Source organism: Gardnerella sp. KA00771 (assembly GCF_049244045.1).
Lineage (GTDB): Bacteria > Actinomycetota > Actinomycetes > Actinomycetales > Bifidobacteriaceae > Bifidobacterium > Bifidobacterium swidsinskii.
Genome location: NZ_CP058368.1, coordinates 832497 through 851506, shown reverse-complemented (window position 1 = coordinate 851506; position 19010 = coordinate 832497). Strand labels below are relative to the sequence as shown.

Below are 19010 nucleotides of genomic sequence, written 5' to 3'. Positions count from 1 at the left end.
TGGCTTACCGTCATACTTATTCGTAACAATGTTACCGTGCATCTGCTGTAAGGAGTCGTCCCGTGACCGAACAGTCTAAACCTGAAGAAACTACTAAAACTACTACCGCGCCAAAGCCAGTTGCTCCATCTCCAGCAAGCTTCGCGCATAAGACTCGTGTTGTTGCTCAAGCACCAACCATTTCTTATAGTGAAGAGGATATTAAAGCCGCAAAAACCTTTGGCCGTGTTGATGAAAATGGCACTGTTTACGTTACTGAAAACGGTGTTGAGCGTGAGGTTGGTCAATACTCCACTGGCACTCCTGAAGAAGCGTTGACTTTCTATATTCATCGTTATCTTGATTTGAAGATTAAGCTTGATCTTTTCGCTAAGCGCTTGGAAGCTTCCAATGTAAAAGCAAAAGAAATTGACGAAACGCTTAATACTTTGAAAGCTGAATTGGAAAATCCTGCTGCCGTAGGCGATATTGCTGCTTTACGTGCGCGACACGCCGAATTGGCTGCAAAAGGTAATGAAAAGAAGGAAGCAATCTCTAAAGCTCGAAAAGAAGCTCTAGAAAAAGCTTTGAAAGAACGTACAAATATTGTAGAACGTGCAGAATCGTTAGTAGCACAAATGAATGAATCTACAAACTGGCGTGAATTAAACGATAAGTTACGTGCTTTATTTGACGAATGGCAGGAGCATCAGCGTACTACTATTCACTTAAATAAGTCTGATGCCGATGCTTTGTGGCAGCGTTTTTCAAAGGCTCGTTCTGCATTCTCTCAGGCTCGTAACTCTTGGGTTAAAGAACGTGAGCACGTGCGTAATACTGCTAAGCAGCTTAAGGAAGCTATTATTGCAGAAGCTGAAAGCTTAAAAGATTCAAAAGATTGGCGTGAAACTTCTATGAAGTTCAATGCTTTGATGGATCGTTGGAAGAAAGCTGGCAATGCTGGTCGTCAGCACGATGATGCTTTGTGGGCTAAGTTCCGCGAAGCTGCTGATGCTTTCTATCATGCTCGTCAAAATGACCGTGAAAAGGTTAATGCTGGAGAACACGAAAATCTTGCTAAGAAGGAAGCTTTGCTCGTAAAAGCAGAGGCTTTGTTGCCAGTAGAAAATGAAGAAGCTGCTAAGAAGGCTCGTAAGGCTTTGTCTCAGATTCAGGAAGAATGGGATGCTATTGGTTTCGTTCCTCGTGAAGATATGCGTCGTATTGAGTCTCGCTTGAACGACGTTGATAAAAAGATTAAGGCTGTTGAAGACGCTGCTTGGCGTGAGGCTGATCCTGAAGCTAATGCTCGTAAGTCCAGTTTTGCTTTACAGTTGGAAGCGCAACTCGAAGAGCTTAACGCTGCTATTGCTAAGGAAACCGATAATAAGCGTAAAGCTAAGTTGGAAGCTGAAAAGGCTACTAAAGAGCAGTGGCTTAGCGCTGTTAAGTAAATTAGTTTTATAACTAATTAAAAGTATGGGGTTGCTTAAAAATCAAGCGACCCCATACTTATTTTTCGGCTGTATTTTAAGATTTATTTGCTTTTAAGAGTTTTTTATTAAAGATTTAGCTAAATGAATAAAAGTATTAGCTAAATTAGAATCTGCCAATTTTCCATTTTCGGTTAGAACAGCAGGTCGCCCTGCTTCACCAGTTTCTCTAAGCGCAGGATCTAAAGGAAGTTGAGCTAAAAGAGGCACATTAGTGCCAAGAGCGTTACAAAGTTGTTCGCTTACTCTCTTTCCTCCCCCTGAACCAAACAATTCTAAGCGCTCGCCGTTATTTTCAAACCAGCTCATGTTCTCAACAACTCCGCGAACTTTTACAGGAATTTGCAAAGCCATAAGACCTGATCTAACTGCCACATCTGATGCACTAGGCTGTGGAGTTGTTACTACAACAAGCTCTACGTTTGGTAAGGATTGCGCTACAGCTAATGCCATATCTCCTGTGCCTGGAGCTAAATCAAGAAGTAAAACATCGGGGTTGCCCCACCAAACATCGGAAAGAAACTGTTCTAAAGAACGTTGTAATCGTGGCCCTCTCCACAAAATAGCACGATCGGTTCCAGCAAACATTCCAATAGAAATAAGTTTTACTCCCCAAGCAACTACAGGCATAAGCATTCCGTTTAAATTTGTTGGTTGAGAATTAACTCCAAACATTCGCGGTAAAGAAAAGCCGTAAATATCGGCGTCAATAGCTGCAGTATCGTAACCTAATGCTGCAAAAGTTGCAGCTAAATTAGCAGTTATAGAAGATTTTCCCACTCCGCCTTTCCCAGAAGCTATAGCAAAAATTCTCGTGCGAGTGCCAGCTTTATTAAATGGATTTTCTTTGCGTTCAGCTTTTAAATCTGCAACTAACTTTTCTAATTTAGTTTTACTCATTGCAGTAGCGTTAACGTGCGGTATGAGTATTGCTTGAGGATATTTAGATATAGCTTCTTGAACTCGTCCTGTAATCACTTCTGCCAGAGGGCAATTTGGCACAGTAAGTTCAAGATTTATTTCTACATCATAAGCAAACTTTGTTGCATCAATGGTTTCAGCTTTTTTTATCACATGCACTCCGGTTACCATATTTAATTCGGTAACAGAGCGACCTAATTCTGGATCAATAACGCTACCCAGTAAATCGTAAACTTGTTTTTCGAGTTCACTTGTATTCATGCGTTATGATTCCTCAGCAATGAGATTTGGCACAGTATTATTTGCAATTTGTAGTATTTCTTCTAAGTTCCCAGTTTTTAAAAGAGTATTAAACTGTTGTTCGTTAAGCATAGGAATGCCAAGTTCTTGCGCTTTAGTTGCCTTGGATCCTGCATTTTCGCCTAGAATAACGCAATATGTGTTCTTGCTTACTGACCCTGATGCTTTGCCGCCTCTTGAGACTATAGCTTCTTTTGCGCTGTCCCGTGTAAATCCTTGCAAAGATCCTGTAACAACTATTGTTTTACCTACTAATGTTTGAGCGAAAGATGATGCTTCAACTTTTCCTACTACACCTGCTCCTTGCCACGATTTTAATACTTCAAATTGCCAATTAGCAGGGTCTTTAGCTTGCTGGAACCAGTTGTATACTGCTTGCGCAATTTCAGGACCAACTCCATCAATTTGTGTAAGTTCTTCAATAGATGCTTTGGAAATATTGTCTAAAGATCCAAAATTTGCCGCTATAAGACGTGCAGTTGGTGGACCTAGTCTACGAATAGATAAAGCAACCAAAACTCGCCACAGTGCTGCATTTTTGCCTTTTTGAGCTATTTCTTCAAGCATGCTACGAGTAGTTTCAGAAGGTCTTGTATACCATGGCACATTTATTGTTTCTTTAGCGTTGTCGCTAGTTTTAGCATTTCTAGTAATGCGCTTATTTTTCCAAAGTACTACTTTAGCGTCAATTGGAACCTGGAATTTAGGATATTGAGGATCCCATTGTTCGTTTAGTGAAGTAGTTTTTTCGGAAGTTTCTGCTGCTTCGTAATTTGTAGATAACTTTGCTTCGATTGTGCGAGTCCAAAATGCTCTAACTTGATGCCAAAGACCAGATCCGCCTATTTTGCGTGTACGCTTTTTAAAGCTACCGTCTTTACTAACTTCTTTCCACTCTTCAACAAGAGGAATTTCTTTCCAAACCATTACATTTTGTAAATCGTCGGCAGTAATACTAAATAATCCAGCTTCATTTCTAAGTACTGGAGTTTGTGGTTCAGGTAGCGTTAAATCTGGTGAAGGTATATATGGTTGTTGAGTTGCGCCTCGCTGAATTATAATTTTATCCATATCTGGGCAGTAAACTTCTGCAGTTGTAGGCCTGCAATCCTCAGGATTTGTGAGAGCTAGCGCAGCGTTATCGCCCAAATTTTCAATATCAAAAGCTTGTCTGGAAGCCAAGTGAATTATTCGTTCTGTAAGTTGAGCTGGACAGTTTTCTACATTTGGGCAACGAATGTCTTTATCTCCCTCTTTTGCAGGAGCTAGCTTAGTTCCACAAGATGGGCAGTATTCTGGCATAACAAACTTTTTAAGTTCATTTTCTCGCCCTTCCCTAGCTTTAAGTACCGGTCCGACTAATTCCGGAATAACATCCCCAGCTTTACGAACTACGACAGTATCGCCAATTAGCACACCTTTATGTTCAACTTCGTAAGCGTTATGAAGAGTTGTACGCGAAATTGTCGATCCTGCTACAGTAACAGGTTCAAGAACAGCTACAGGAGTTACTCTTCCAGTTCTTCCAACCTGGACAATAATATCCTTCAAATAAGTATTAACTTCTTCAGGAGGATACTTGTATGCAATAGCCCATCGTGGAGCTCTAGAAGTAGCTCCTAGTTGATGCTGTAATGCTCTGTCATCAACTTTTACAACTATGCCGTCTAAAGCGTGCAAAATATTTGCTCTATGCTTTCCGTAATAGTCAATCATTTCTTCTATTTCAGAAAAATTTGTGACTTTTCTTGTGTACGGAGAAACAGGTATTCCCCACTGTTGATAGAGCTTATATGCGTCAGACTGATTAAATTTTGTTTCACTATTGTTATGGCTTGTATTTTCTTTCCAACGAAGCTCACCTAGTCCGTGTGCAAAAAAGCTTAATCGACGCGTGGCTGTAATTCGTGGGTCTTTTTGGCGCAAAGAGCCAGCTGCAGCGTTACGAGGGTTTGCAAAAGCAACTCGTCCAGCATTTTCTTGTTCATCATTTAATTTTCTAAAGTCTTCCCATTTCATAAAAACTTCGCCACGAATTTCCACGAACTCAGGAATATCGTCAGGATTATCAGAATGAAGCTGTGTTGGTATTGCTTCAATCGTTCTTACGTTTAATGTAATATCCTCGCCAGTTACGCCATCGCCTCTAGTAAGACCTTGTTCAAGAGTACCGTTGCGATAAATAAGATTTAAAGCAAGACCATCAATTTTTACTTCGCAAGTCATAGGAAGAGGTTGAGACTCATCCCATTGTAAATCGCGAATTACGCTGTTATACCAATCGTGTAATTCTTCAATTGAAAATACGTCATCCAAACTCATCATTCGAGACGGATGCTTTACAGAAGTAAAATCGTTAGAAAAAGTTCCACCTACGCGATGTGTTGGAGATTGAGGTGTGTCTAAAGTTGGGAAGGCAGCTTCTAAAGCGCTTAGCGCTCGCATTCTTGCATCATATGCTGCGTCTGAACTAGTCGGAGAATCTTCTACGTAATAAGCAATTTGATCAGATTGTGCCCAAGCTGCCAATTTTGCCCAAAGTTTCGCAGCTTGCTCTATAGTAAGCGTCGCTGGCTGCAAGTTTCCAAGAGCCAACGCATCAGTGTCTGTTGGCTGAAGTTGAGCAATCCACGTATCTGTTTTTTGCGTATTTTCATGAGTCTCATTTTGCTCGTCAAAATCGTCAAAAAGAGTCCATTGTGCGTTTTTTGACTCGATATCATCGTGAGCCATACTCATGAAACCCCCTTCAAATCAGCTGTTGCTTTATATAGATTATGTCACTTACCATTTACGCATTTAATGAACGTAAGAACTGTGATTGTACTGCACCTTCACAATCGTCATTCAGTGACATTCGAATATGTGCTACACACAAAGTTCTTGCAATTACAAACATTCCATCGTCAACAGTTAGCTTTGCAGCTTTTCCAATAATATGATTTGCTTCAATATTAGGCCAGACAGGAATATCGTCACTCATAAAGCAATGTCTGACATCATCCATACTAGTAGGAGCTTTATAACACTGCGAGCGCATTCGTGATAATAATTCTTCTAGTTCCATTTGTAGCGGTTCTATTCTTCCTGGAGCTAAATAGTCTGCCATTCGGTAAGCGCTTGCTGCCAGAGTGAACTTGTCTTGCATCCAAGCTGCATAAGCTAATCTATAGTATGCGAATGCTGCGTCGTCTTTGTCTAATGCGACTCGAAGTGCGTTTAGACATGCTGCTACTGTTGACGTCCAATCTTCTTGTTGCGATAATGCTGCTGCAAGTCGCAAATGCGATAATGCGTATGTTGGAGCGTATGAAACCATTGTGTTTAAATGTTTTAACGCCGCATCATATTGATGTAGTTGTGAGAGCAAATCTGCTAATTCCATGTGGGCGTAGAATAATCCGTCTGGAATAAGTAGTGTTTGCTCGTCTGGTGTTGCGAATAAGCGGTTGTACACTACTCGTTCTGCATATGAATTAAAGTAACGTGGCACAGCATTATCTATTGTGAACATGGTGTCAAATTTTGCAATATTGTTCTCATAAGATTCTAATGCTTGTTTAATGTCGCCCTCTATGAGTTGTTCTTGGGCGTGTATGCGCATATCTCTTATATTTTGAGATGCTTTGAAATGAAGTTCCGGTATTGTAGTTTCGTCAATAAGTGAACGAGTTACTATATCTGCTTGGTTGTTAAGCTCTGGGTCGCCAATTTGTTCGATGATATTCATTGCTTCACGAGCTTTTTCAGCTGTTGTTAGCAATGGTTGTGAAGCAATATGATGAAAATCGGCGACTGCTTGCTGTAGCAAGTCTTCTCGTTGTATAGAAAGACCTTTAGCATGTTCTGTTCCGAGTATTTCTTCTTGTTCTTCGTTAAATAGTGTGTCTGAAAACTCTGGCTCTTCCTGTGCGCCGTTAGGCGAGAAGCAAGTGTCATGCAAATCGAATGATGGTTCTACAGTGTTAAGCTTGCAATTTTCGTTTAAGCTTATACGCGCGTTAGATTTTTTGTAGAATTCTATAGGATTTTGTAATCCGTGCGAACGAATATGTTTTACGAAATTGTCACGTTCGAAAGTGACGGTCATTAAAGTTCGCACTTCTGGCGGTTCGCTAAATGCTGCTAAAGGATTTGTGTTATTTGTGTTGTTTGCGTTGTTTTCATTGTTTCCGACTTCCATCGCGCTTGTTAAATCATCACTATGCTCATCTACTAATGATTGCGCAGCTTCTACAACATCAGCAAACGGTAGGTGTTGCAAATCTTGCAACTTAGAAGGGTCACCATGAATGTCTCCATCTTTTGGCTCACCTTTTTCGTGCGTACTATTGTTATCAATTCTATTTAGTGCTCTTAGCGTACGATTTAGTAGATTGCTAATAGCGCTATCTTGTGCAGCAACCATTTCTTCTAAACCTATAGAGTCAAGTCTAATAGAAACTTGCTGTATTTTATCGCTAATACCAAAAGCGAGAGTTGCAAGCATAATTCCAATTCTCAAATTGTAATTTACTGAAATATTGGACTTTTCGCTATCGCTATACTCATGCCACTTATTTTTATGAGTATCGTAGATACTTCTTGGCATTAGTGATGATCCTGTTGCTGTAAAAGCTAATGCAACTTTCCCATCTCCTAAATTAGAGCGAAAATCTGCATCAAAACGGAACGGTAAATACAAGCTACGAATAAGTTCAGCTAAAGATTGGCGATACAACCACTCTCCTGCTTCAGTCTGTTTTAAATACGATGCAGACTGTTGGCACTTGCGAGCTTTGCGCCATAAATGCATTAATGGGCGAATACAGTCATCTTGCGTAGGATCTCCGAAACTTTGCATTCCTAAATCTTCGCTAGCAATAAAAGCTGGATCTTCAATAAATGAGTTATCGATAGCACAAATGCGCTCGCAAGTAATATTATCTTCTAAACTTTTACCACCTTGCGATGCGTTTGCTTGAATGCATTGATAAATTGCTTGTAGTCTGTTTAATGCACCTTCAATGCGCAACACTTTCAAAGCTGCAGAAGGCTCTAATGAATCATCCCAAATCAAGTAATGTGCTGAAGTTTTCTGTGCAGGTTGTAAGTGTAATCTTTCCGCTGCATGGACTGCTTCTAGACTGTGAGTTTGCTCTAATGCTCCAACGTCGCGCATGACGCGTTCGTAGTATTCTTCCAAACCGGAAACTCTAAAACCTTCTTTGCGCGCAGTTTTAATATCGGAAACGCTTCTTCTTATTGCGCCAAGAGGAGCTTCTGTATGCAAGCGGTGTAATACGTGAAAATATCCAAAACCAACTAATGATTGGTGTAAATCTGGCACAAAAAAAGTCGCAAAAAATACTGTAGCAATAGCGTCTTCATATGAAAGATTGCATCTAAAATCGTCACTCAACGATACGCGTGTGCCTTCAATAGTATATTTTTTATGCTTTCCATTGTTTAAGCAAATCCATGAAGCAACTTGATGCAAGCCATCATCTAAAGAAACTTGCATAACAACATCGCCATAGACAAAAGGCTTATCGTTAATGTTTTGTTTTGCGTATGAGCTTGAAGTATTCTTATTTACTTTCTTTTTTCGTAAATTTTTAAATACGCTTTGTAGTTGTTTTGTAAAGTTATGTGATGCTTGTATTTGCTTAGATCCATAGAATCTAGTTTTGTTATATAGATTAAAAGACCCTTGCTCAATAAATGACAATTGTGGTATGCGCTCAATTGCTTCTACAGGAGTTACTTTATCTCCTGTGTAAACTCTCCCATCTTTGTCTGCGATTGCAAGTTGACGAAAATGTTTTCCATCATCTTTGCATAAACCTAGTGCAATTCCAAATAGTTTCCCAGGGATTTTAAACCAAGCTAGTTGGGTATTTGCTGGAAGTCCTGGAAAATCACGAAAAATACGGTGTTTAGAAAAAGTAGGAATGGAAGTAATTTCGCCTTGTTGCCATAAGGAATCAATAGCGTCTGACATGATTGACATACGATCTTCTTTAGAGTGTGTCTGCTCGGTAGATTGCACGTCTTCAGCCATAATCCCCATTCTTTCAAGTCGTTGACATAATGCAAGTTGCGTTCGTAAGCATTCAGCATTTAATCTTATGCGCTGACTGCACTCGTCACATCATAGTTCAGTATATAAGTAGTATATAGGAAACGCATGTTCGATGTGTGAATGTTGCAGAATTGTGGATATTTTATTTTCAAATGGAGCGGACAACGGGACTCGAACCCGCGGTCTCAACCTTGGCAAGGTTGCGCTTTACCAACTAAGCTATGTCCGCAAACAAGTGAATACCTTATATCATTTTCATAAAAAGTGCAAATTAGGTATGTCGCAAGCCTTACAAGTACTGGCTGTACTTGTAAGGCTTACTTGTTTCAGATTTTCAGTGTTTTAAGTTGAAGACTTATTTTATTTGTTTGCTTACTTGCTTTCGTCATCGCGCTTTGGAGAAGATGGTGTTGCACCTTTTTCAAGCACTCGACCAGGGCCTGCAAGATAAGCTGCGCGGCCTGCCTCAATACCAAGCTTGAATGCTTTAGCCATAAGCACAATATCGTTTGCAGTAGCAACTCCAGTATTTGCCATTACAGCTGCAGCACCCATTTCCATTGCTTCAGCAGCCTGGCTTGGAACGCCAATGCCGGCATCGACAATAACAGGAAGATCGATTTCGTCGATAATAAGCTGAATAAACTTCTTAGTTTCAAGACCCTTGTTAGAGCCAATCAAAGAGCCGAGAGGCATAATTGCAGCAGCTCCAGCGTCGCGCATTGCCTTAGCAAAGTACAAATCTGGATACATGTAAGGAAGAACAGTAAAGCCTTCGTCAGCCAAAATCTTTGTTGCTTGCAAAGTAGCTTCATTGTTTGGCAACAAATACTTGCGATCAGGAATAATCTCAAGCTTGATGAAGTTTCCGCAACCCATTTCGCGAGCAATATGTGCAGTGTTAACTGCTTCCTCTACAGTTACGCATCCGCTAGTATTAGGCAAAATGGTAACGCCTTCTGGAATATGCTTTAAAATTCCTGCAGCTTTCTCGCTATAGCGAATTGCTACAGTAATCATTTCAGCTTTAGCACTATTTACTGCGGCATCAATAAGCTCCTCAGAATACTTTCCAGAACCCAAAATGTATCGAGAAGTAAACTTCTTACCGCCCAATTCTAAATAATCTTCATTCTCCATAATTTCCTCCATTTTTTATCCATTTCAACGCTTCTAAGGCTTCTAAACTTGCGATAATCGAAACATAAGGCAAATACAAGCCTTCTTCGGGAGAAGACTTAAAATCACCCACTAAGCACACGTTTGAAAGATGCTTAATTTTTACGTTCCTAATATCTCCTAGTCCAGATAAGCCAGAAGCAGTAATAACATATTTGTTAGGATGATTCATGAAATAGTCAAGAACCATTGCTTTCGATTCGCGATTGTCGAATGCTTCAATAAACAAGTCGGAGCGTTCAGCAATCTCATCCAACGATTCCGGCGTAACTTTTTGCACAAAAGCTTCTACTTCAACGTACGGCAAAGTTTCATTAAGTCGCGCTTTAGTAGCATATACTTTGTGTTGTCCAATTTCGTTAATCGTATAATTTTGACGGTTTAAATTCGAATACTCGATACTGTCAAAATCGTAAATGTACAACTTTTTTACGCCGGCTCGCGCAAGCATCAACGCAATATTTGATCCTAAACCGCCGCAGCCAAGTATTGAAACTGATTGTTGAGCAAACAAATCATTATCTTCCTTTAGCTGACGTTTAAGAACTTTTGCGCGAATATCGTCACTTTCCATTCATCCTCCTCCCATAATGCTAAATACTTCAATTTTTGCGTTATCTTTAACTATGAAAGTTTCAAAATCTTTGCGTTTTACTAATTCACCATCAACTTCTATTGCAACAAAAGTACTGTCGTAGCCTTCGCGCTTAAGTAGTTCAAGTAAATTCTCGTTCTCAACATAATCCACAGTATCGTGATTAAGTTTCAGCACACTTACCTCCTTTCTATAGAATATGCTTTAAGTTTTGAATATTACGTTTGAATATTACGTTTAAAGATTTTACCTAATCCTTAGCTGGATGAAGAATAAACTTGCCTTTAAAGTCTTCGCAAACGCCGTTTTCTTTGCTGTAAATTTCTTCACCGCGAAGTAAAGTTCTTACCACCTGGCAGCCAATAGTGCGGCCAACGTACGGGCTGAACTTATTGCGATACTCAAGGTCTTTAGCTTTAAGAACATAAGGAGCATTTGGTTTAATGAATGCAAGATCTGCGTCATAACCCAAACGTATGCTGCCTTTTCCTTTCAAATCGAAGCGTTTTGCAGAATTGCTAGAATTCAATGCCACAAATTGAGTCAACGACATTCCGCGCTTTTGCACAGCTTCATCAAAGAACACATCAACATCGTTTTGAACGCTACCAATACCACCCCAAGCTGTGAAAGCATCATCAGTTTGCTTCAAACTCAAAGGAGCTGGCGAATGGTCGGAAACAATGAAGTTAATAGAACCGTCAAAAACCTTTTCCCACAAGCCATTCTGGTTTTCCTTGTCACGAATTGGCGGAGTGCACTTAGCGATATTTCCAATTTCGTCAAGCTCAGAAGTGTCGAAATACAGGTAATGGTTGCAAGTTTCGCAGCTTACGTCTACGCCATTCTTACGAGCGTCAGCAACAGCTTGAGCGCCTTCCGGTGAAGAAACATGAACAATATGAATTCTGCATCCAGTTTCTTTAGCAAAAAGACAAGCGCGTTCAATCGCTTCAACTTCGGTGAAAACAGGTCTGGTTGCTACGAACTCAGAAAGCTTTCTAGCTCCCATTTGATGAGCTTTCTTTCCGAGCTGATCTGTGATAGGAGCGTTTTCGCAATGCATAATCAAAATTTTGCCTGTTTTAGCAATCTGCTGCATACCTGTGTACAAGGAGTAATCGTCGCAATTGTATAAATCAACTTGCAAATCCTTGTCGCCTGTAGTTCCAAGGAATGCCTTGTAATTAACAACACCTTGCTTATCTTGCTCGCATATTCCGCCATTGAGGTTTTGTGGTTCCAAGCCACCAGTTTGACCAACATCAACCTTGAGCTTTCCGTCGGCTTCTTCAAGCACTGCTTCAAATGACTTTCCATCAGTAGTAGCAGGAATTTGATTGCAAGGCATTTGCAGCATTGTAGTAATACCGCCTTTTGCACCGGCAGAAGTTGCTGTTACAAAACCTTCCCAATCGTCGCGAACGCCGCCGCCTGGAGCGTTAATATGAACATGAGAATCAACTTTTCCAGGAACAACTATTAAATCAGTTGCGTCAATAGTTTTTTCTGCTGCAAAGTTGCTTCCAAAAGCGGCAAACTTGCCGTCTTTAATTGCTATATCGGTTTTAGTTGCTTCATTATCGAATACAACCAAACCATTTGTGATTACTACATCGTAGTTCATATTATTTCCTTTCTTTAGCCATTGTTGGCTGAAAAACTTTTGATAGTAATATTTGACACACGAAACCTACAGCGCATCCCACAATCCATGAGATTTGAGTAAGCGGTGAAAATAGAGGAATTATCTGTCCGGAAAGAGCAAATAAAAGCCCAAGTATCGTAGAAGTGTAAGATATCCAGTTAGTTCCAGAATAAGCAGATTTTGACGAGCTATTTGTATCGTAATAAATTTGATCAAGATCAATATGCGTGCGCTTTACTACGTAATAGTCAGCAAGTAGAACACCTGCAATAGGGCCTAAAAGCATACCAATAAGATTCAAGAAGCCTGTAATATTAGCCATAAACTTCCACGGCATTAACACAGTGCTTACAAGAGCTGCAATAACTACGCCACGCTTATAATTTACAAATCGCGGAGCTAAAGCAGTTAGCTGGTATGCTGCAGGAACAATATTGCCAGTAGCATTTGTACAAACTGTAGTAAGTAGAAGCAACCCAGTAGCTATTGCAATTGCAGGAAGACTATCCCACTTGTTTATGATAACAAGAACATCTGTAATGGTTTCATGGTAAAAAAGCGATCCGCCCACTAAAATAACTACGCTTGTAAAAGCAAAAAGCGCGTAACTCAGCAAGAAGCTAGCAATTTGACCTTTTAGTTGAGCCATAGTTGACTTTGCGTTTTGCGTAAAATCAGCAATAGAAACGGCAGGAGCAGCCCAAACACCCAGCACAGAATTTACAACCATCATCATGAAAAGTCCAAGACCGCAATTAGTTGGAGCTTGAACAGTAGCATGATATTGCATGATTGCAGATAAACCACCAGCACAGCTAATAGCCCATACGCTCATGCAACCAAAAACAACGTAAATAAGCGGGCTTAATACCACAGTTAGCTTATTAAGAGTCTTTCCTCCACCTAAGCCAATCGCCAAATTAAGCAACCAAAATATTGCGAAGGAGATAATGATAGGTATGTGCGAACCTACAAATGGTATTTTGCTTCCAAGCGTAAGAAACTCAGGGCAAATTTTGCCAACTAGAATCTCTAAAGCTTTCGCGCCTATATATGTTTGAATGCCATACCAGCATATTGCAGCAACTACTCCCCTAAGGAATCCTGGTAGTTGCGCGCCTGCTTTTCCGTATGTTGCGCGCAAATGCATAGAAAACGGTATGCCGTATTTGGATCCTACAACACCGTTAGCAACCATGACAATTGCTGTAAGAATTGCGCCAAGCATGATACCAATCATTACGTAAATTGGAGAGTATCCCATCAAAAGGAACGCGCCAACTGCAGCATAATTAGGAATATTGTGTACAGACTGCATCCACAAAGTGCAAAAATTAAGAGCACTCATTGTGCGTTTTTCTTGCGGCTTTGGCAGTAAATCTTCGTTAGTGTAGCCGCGCTCGCGGTAACATTCCAAGTTTTTACTAGCTACTGGCTCATCTTTTAGCAGTTTACTAATTTGCATGCGCACCTCCTTACTTTTCTTGTTTGTAAAGTTGATTCTTTTTTGTGTTTTGTGTTTTGAGTTTTTTGAAAGTAATAATCGCAACTTTGCTCAAAAATAAAAAAGATACGAAAGGATATCGTACCCGTGGTGGTGCGCCCCTTCGTATCAGCCTCTTATTCGTGAATAAGCGTTGTACTCTCATTCGATATTCACTTTTCTTCGCTGCGATTAATTAAGCAGTGAAGTTTGCATCGTATATGCCTTTTACGTCCTTCCTAAATTTCTATTTCTTTTTGGTTTTCGTTTGGTTTCCGTTATCTTTTAGTTGGTTTTCGTTAGTCCTCATAAGCCAAACTATGCAGAGCATCTCGTAAAAGCTTTACTCCGTGAACAGCGTCTTGTGGATCTGTGTACTCTTCTGGAGCGTGACTAATACCATCTTTTGAAGGAACGAAAATCATTCCGGATTTTACAAACGGAGCAAAAATCTGCGTATCTTGACCAGCACCTGAATGCATGACTCTGTACGCATAACCTTGCTTATTAGCTTGATCTTTCAAAAGATTAATAATATCGTCGCTAAGTGGTGTAGGATCGTCAGACATCCACTTATCGATCTGCGCTGTAATGCCATAAGACTTGGCAGTTTCGTGAATATCTTCGTCGAGTTCCTGCAAGAATTTATCAAGAAAAGCTTTATCTGTATGACGGCAGTTCATTGAAAAAGTAACTTCTCCAGGAACAATATTTACTTGATTTGGAACTACGCTGATTCTACCGAAAGTAAGTACCAGTGGGTCGCCTGCTTGCTTAGCTTTGTCAAGATTCTTGGCGATTATATGAGACATGCAATCTACTGCATCGTGCCTGTAGGACATCATTGTTGTGCCAGCGTGATTTTGTACGCCTTTAAGATGAATATCCCAACGATGCTGACCAGCAATGCTAGTGATAATACCTAAATCTTCGTGATTGCTGTAAAGCGTTGGTCCCTGCTCAATATGTAGCTCAATCCAGGCTTCAAGATTTGCGAACATAGGTTGAGTTGTTTGATAATTGAACCCAGCTTCACGCATTGCTGTTTCGAAAGGAACACCTTCACTGTCGCAAATATTTTCTACGTCCTCTTTTTTGGCTAGTCCGAAGAAATTTTTTGAACCCCAGAATACGTACGGGAAACGTGAGCCTTCCTCTTCTGCTAAGCAGATAATGCGAAGACTTTTCTTTGGCTTTCCATATCTAGTAAGTAAATTCTTAATTGCTAAATATGCTGCAACTATTCCAAGTTGGCCGTCAAAACGACCTCCTCTTGAAACTGTGTCAATATGCGATCCACAAGCTATTATGTTTCCTGGCTTTTCGCATCCTTCAACAGTTGCAATTAGGTTTCCAACTTGGTCGAATTCTACAGTCATACCGAGTTTTTCAAATCGTTGACGAAGAGCGAAAAGAGCCTGTTTCCAAGATTTTGTGTAAAGAGGTCGAGTAACCCCTTGTTCTCCTGGTTTTTCTGTGAATCCTGCAAGCCAGCTTATGGCTGATTCTATAGTTTCAGCACTTATGCTGCTATTAATCATGTGCAGTATTCCTCCTCACTTGTGCAAGTTTTCCCAAAAGTGACATTCAGGCGGATATTTTTTGGTTTTGGTTTTTGATGTTTTTGTTTAGTTTTTTTTTTAATTGTTTAGTTGATACTCGTGTAATTGCTACTACTTTGTGGCAACGCAAGATATCACGAAAATCGTGATAGAAAGAAATCACTTACTGTAATTGCTCCCTACGCATGTCTTAACAAAACAGGTTCAAAGGGTGTTTCTCAACTGTTTCCAGTACCCCTGCAATTTTCACTTGTACTCGGATGAGTATAGCACGATATTAAATGAACTCAAAATGAACATTATCATGTGTGTTTCTGTGAAGAAATGATTGTTTGCTTGACTGATTGGTTGACTGATATGAGATATTGCTTCCATTTGTGGTTGCATGTGTGTTCGGCTGCAAAAAATTTTCATATGAAAGTTAGGAAATAAAAAATAGCCAAATAACAAAAAACGCAGTGCTTCTACACTGCGAACATATTGTGGGTGATATAGGAATCGAACCTATGACCCCTTCCGTGTGAAGGAAGTGCGCTAGCCGCTGCGCCAATCACCCAAAATTTTTTAATTATGCGTGAAAGGCAATCCTTTCGAGTGGGCGATACAAGGTTCGAACTTGTGACCCCTTCCGTGTCAGGGAAGTGCGCTACCACTGCGCCAACCGCCCAGGTTGTTTATTAAGCTTGAAGCTTAATCGAGGTGGGTACGAGAGTCGAACTCATCTATACGGCTTTGCAGGCCGCTGCCTAACCGCTTGGCTAACCCACCGTAAGGTCGAATAACTCATCGGACCTAGAGCGGACAACGGGACTCGAACCCGCGGTCTCAACCTTGGCAAGGTTGCGCTTTACCAACTAAGCTATGTCCGCAATGCAACTTTACTGAGCAATGTCAGCGCCGAAGCACGAGTAACTACTATACCCGAAATATTCTCAAATGCAAGCCCTCGCCTATTTGGCGTGTCGCTTGGTGGTGTTTGCGTGCGTTGGTTGGAGGTTTGTTATGCGTATGGTATTGGAGCATTTGCGAGCGCAAGCGTTACTTTCCCAGTTTGTTAGCTGAGTTTTTAACAGTGTTTGGGTGATTACAGTTACTTTCTCCGATACTTTACTAAGTTTTTAACAGTGTTTGGATTGTGGCTTATAGACCAGAGTATTCACAAGATTATCTTTACGGACTCTTTCTGATTACCCTACATTTTTAAATTAAATAATTTAGTAAATAAGATTATATATGATACAATGATGGAACAAATGGATTGGGAGTACTCGGTCAGCGAAAGCTTTAGGTGTTATGCCTAGAGCTTTTTGCTTTTTATTCTCGCTCAATCAATAAGGTTCCTTTTCTGGATAGACTTTTACGCCATAACCTTTAATTTCTCCATGTCATGCTTCCCAACTCTCATATTTTGTATTCACCAAAATAGTAAATACTGCAAAATATTATACCTGTAACATAAATTGTACTAATAATTTTTTATTGAAAAAATAAGTATAAATATAGAAGATGTAGTTTATTTCAGTCGTTTTTTTATTTATATCTTGTATCAAAATTGTTGCGTTAAGGAAACAGTTTTGATACGCGCTTATTGCGTATGATAAATCTAGCTAAACAATAACAAGAATATGGGTGACTCTTTGCGTATAAGGAAGGCGCCCATATATATGATAGAACCGAATTGAGAGCTGGGGCTCCCCCTACCCTTGACCCTTCACGGGGTAGGTTTGGGGGAATGACCAGCTCTTTTGTAATAGTTAATTTTCCTGTTTTAGCCTGACATAATAGGCTACTTTATTTTTTCTTACTGTTGCCTGTTAAGCCAGCGATGCCAGTGGCTAGAGTGAATCTAATACTAGTGAATGGTACTACTTGCAGGATAGCGTTTGTTGCAGCTTTAATAACGCATATTGACGGAATAACGACTAATGCTCTTGCTTTGCTTATAATCGTGTGGAAAGATTGAGGACTAGGGGTTCTAGCCAGCACAATTGGTTGGAACCCTCGTTTTAATATAATATTTATTCATCTTCGTCGTAGTCTGCAGAATGTTGGCGACGCGGAATCCCTAGTTTATCTGCCATTTCGTTATATGAATCAAGATAGTCATCGTCAATAAGATTGTATGCTTCAATAATAAGTTTGCGAGGAGTATTTTGGTGTTCCCATGCAAAGCTTAAGTAATCTGCTAACGCTTCATAAGGCTCTCCTGCGCATGTAGCATTACTAGCAGCTTCTTTGCAAAGTTTATCCATGTATGGCTCAGCATAAGGTCGAAGTTTCTCAACCATGTCATAACAAATTTCATCATGTTCATCAGCTTTTGACTCCTCTCTTATCTTCTACAACTGTGAACGCAGTATTAACACGCACACTTTTTCTTTTCTTCATTCAACCTTTGAAGAAAATATTGAAAATGGTACTCCTCAGACTAATGTTCCAGTCTTAAAAGCTGGTTGTCGAGGATCACACGCGCATTAAGATCACCCCATAGGTGAAAAAGACGATTCCAGTCAACCTAGATGGCTATAACTTCTAGGAATCACACACATATTCAGAAAGGATCTAAAGTGCCATGGCGCGTCATTGTCAAGAGGATGAAAAGGAAAACCGCCCTTGCGTCACGGCTTTGCTAGGCTATCACTATACATATCGAATGTAAACACATTTGCATAAATCTTTGTGTAGAACAACTGACTTTGTTAGTTTTACGAAGTCAGTCCTCGCTTGCATTGAAAGCGCACTGTGCTTTCGACTTTGAGCACGCTCGGCATTCTAAAGTGCTTTCGCGTGCTTTGCAGGAGCTTGAAATCAATGGGATTGCAAGCTCCCAAATCAGCCGCTACGAAGCCGTGAGGAATAATCGCTCAAGCAGGTCGTATAGTGTTTGAGATTTATATGTTGTGTTTTACAGTAATTGTTAAAGTGTTCGCACTTTATTACGCTCGCTATAAGACACGCATTGCCTTCGCGAGCTATGCTTTAACTATTCAGTTATGTCATAGCGCTCAGCAATGCGTGAAAGACCATACTCACAATTATTGACGTCACTTATAAAATATTCGCAATTATTGGCGTCATAATTACTTCAATGGTCGCACTATATGCCATAAAGAAAGGCAAGTAGCGGATTGCATGGAGCGTAGCTAGCCCCTACGCTCTGTGCTTTCCTTTAGTATATCATAGAAAATGTAGAAATGAAATTTTTTAATAAAAACCCTTATGGTGTTGATATCACCCCGCGTATGTGGGAAAGACTACTACTGCAACCGCACTTGCTGCATGTGTAGGGGATCACCCCCGCGTATGCGGGAAAGACCTTGTGTACTCTACTAGCAGAAGTAAACAGTGAGGATCACCCCCGCGTATGCGGGAAAGACGCTACTATCGTGCATTCGTTTCCTTTACTATTTTTTCTTATCTTCAATTGGATTATTGTTTTCATCGAGTCGTAGGATACGTTGCCCGAGTTCACTGTGTGGTTTGCAATGGAGCAAGTCATAGATCCAAGCCGCAAATCCAAATATCAACATTGCAATGAATAGTATTATGCTGATTACCATTATTGTGCCCATCATGAGCTGTTCCTTTCTTTCTGTTTATTGATGCTCTTCTTATTGTACTCTTCGATGCTTTTATTTACTGTATCTTGCCATTGTTTTAGCGCGTGCGATGTCCAACACCAAGGATTAGGATCACCCCCGCGTATGCGGGAAAGACTGATACGCTACTTCTCATCGCACGCAATGTTTAGGATCACCCCCGCGTATGCGGGAAAGACGTCCTGTC

General features: G+C 40.4%; 11 protein-coding genes, 5 tRNA genes, 1 CRISPR repeat array and 1 riboswitch (1 of these 18 only partly in view). Of the genes, 1 reads left to right on the top strand and 15 read right to left on the bottom strand.

Going from position 1 to position 19010, the window contains the following annotated elements:
• The first annotated feature begins 62 nt into the window (after nucleotides 1-62).
• A complete protein-coding gene (locus tag HXT57_RS03665; protein WP_012914186.1) occupies nucleotides 63-1433 on the top strand; it encodes a DUF349 domain-containing protein in 1371 nt (456 codons plus the stop codon).
• A 93-nt stretch (nucleotides 1434-1526) separates the two neighbouring features.
• Here the strand turns inward: HXT57_RS03665 and HXT57_RS03660 are convergent, their stop codons facing one another.
• The 15 genes from HXT57_RS03660 to HXT57_RS03590 form a co-directional block, all read right to left on the bottom strand.
• A complete protein-coding gene (locus HXT57_RS03660) occupies nucleotides 1527-2654 on the bottom strand; it encodes an Mrp/NBP35 family ATP-binding protein (RefSeq protein WP_012914185.1) in 1128 nt (375 codons plus the stop codon).
• Nucleotides 2655-2657: 3 nt separating this feature from the next.
• Nucleotides 2658-5426: an NAD-dependent DNA ligase LigA gene (gene ligA, locus HXT57_RS03655; RefSeq protein WP_116994760.1), complete on the bottom strand. Its 2769-nt coding sequence runs from the start codon at nucleotides 5424-5426 to the stop codon at nucleotides 2658-2660.
• A 58-nt stretch (nucleotides 5427-5484) separates the two neighbouring features.
• Nucleotides 5485-8736 (bottom strand): tetratricopeptide repeat protein, encoded by a 3252-nt coding sequence (locus HXT57_RS03650; RefSeq protein ID WP_101886048.1) that lies wholly within the window; start codon nucleotides 8734-8736, stop codon nucleotides 5485-5487.
• A gap of 174 nt (nucleotides 8737-8910) precedes the next feature.
• Nucleotides 8911-8986, bottom strand: a tRNA-Gly gene (locus HXT57_RS03645).
• Between the two features lie 143 nt (nucleotides 8987-9129).
• On the bottom strand, nucleotides 9130-9897 hold the full coding sequence (locus HXT57_RS03640) for a thiazole synthase (RefSeq protein ID WP_004108959.1): 768 nt from the start codon (nucleotides 9895-9897) through the stop codon (nucleotides 9130-9132).
• Nucleotides 9887-10510, bottom strand: a complete 624-nt coding sequence (gene thiF, locus HXT57_RS03635; protein ID WP_004108962.1) for a sulfur carrier protein ThiS adenylyltransferase ThiF — start codon at nucleotides 10508-10510, stop codon at nucleotides 9887-9889. Before thiF ends, HXT57_RS03640 begins: the two co-directional genes overlap by 11 nt.
• Entirely contained in the window at nucleotides 10511-10708 is a 198-nt protein-coding gene (gene thiS, locus HXT57_RS03630; protein ID WP_004106666.1) for a sulfur carrier protein ThiS, read from the bottom strand.
• Nucleotides 10709-10781: 73 nt separating this feature from the next.
• Entirely contained in the window at nucleotides 10782-12158 is a 1377-nt protein-coding gene (gene allB / locus HXT57_RS03625; RefSeq protein WP_415697684.1) for an allantoinase AllB, read from the bottom strand.
• Nucleotide 12159: 1 nt separating this feature from the next.
• Nucleotides 12160-13644 (bottom strand): allantoin permease, encoded by a 1485-nt coding sequence (gene allW, locus HXT57_RS03620; protein ID WP_119504436.1) that lies wholly within the window; start codon nucleotides 13642-13644, stop codon nucleotides 12160-12162.
• A 317-nt stretch (nucleotides 13645-13961) separates the two neighbouring features.
• Nucleotides 13962-15203, bottom strand: coding sequence for a hydantoinase/carbamoylase family amidase (locus HXT57_RS03615; RefSeq protein WP_119504435.1), 1242 nt, complete (start codon nucleotides 15201-15203; stop codon nucleotides 13962-13964).
• Between the two features lie 180 nt (nucleotides 15204-15383).
• Nucleotides 15384-15473, bottom strand: a riboswitch (TPP riboswitch).
• 234 nt (nucleotides 15474-15707) lie between these two features.
• Nucleotides 15708-15780 (bottom strand) — tRNA-Val (locus HXT57_RS03610).
• A gap of 39 nt (nucleotides 15781-15819) precedes the next feature.
• Nucleotides 15820-15891 (bottom strand) — tRNA-Val (locus tag HXT57_RS03605).
• Between the two features lie 30 nt (nucleotides 15892-15921).
• Nucleotides 15922-15992, bottom strand: a tRNA-Cys gene (locus HXT57_RS03600).
• Nucleotides 15993-16020: 28 nt separating this feature from the next.
• Nucleotides 16021-16093 (bottom strand) — tRNA-Gly (locus tag HXT57_RS03595).
• Nucleotides 16094-17242: 1149 nt separating this feature from the next.
• A complete protein-coding gene (locus tag HXT57_RS03590) occupies nucleotides 17243-17512 on the bottom strand; it encodes a hypothetical protein (protein ID WP_102703117.1) in 270 nt (89 codons plus the stop codon).
• A 1400-nt stretch (nucleotides 17513-18912) separates the two neighbouring features.
• Nucleotides 18913-19010: a CRISPR direct-repeat array (repeat unit 28 nt; unit sequence GGATCACCCCCGCGTATGCGGGAAAGAC); it runs 1578 nt beyond the window's last position.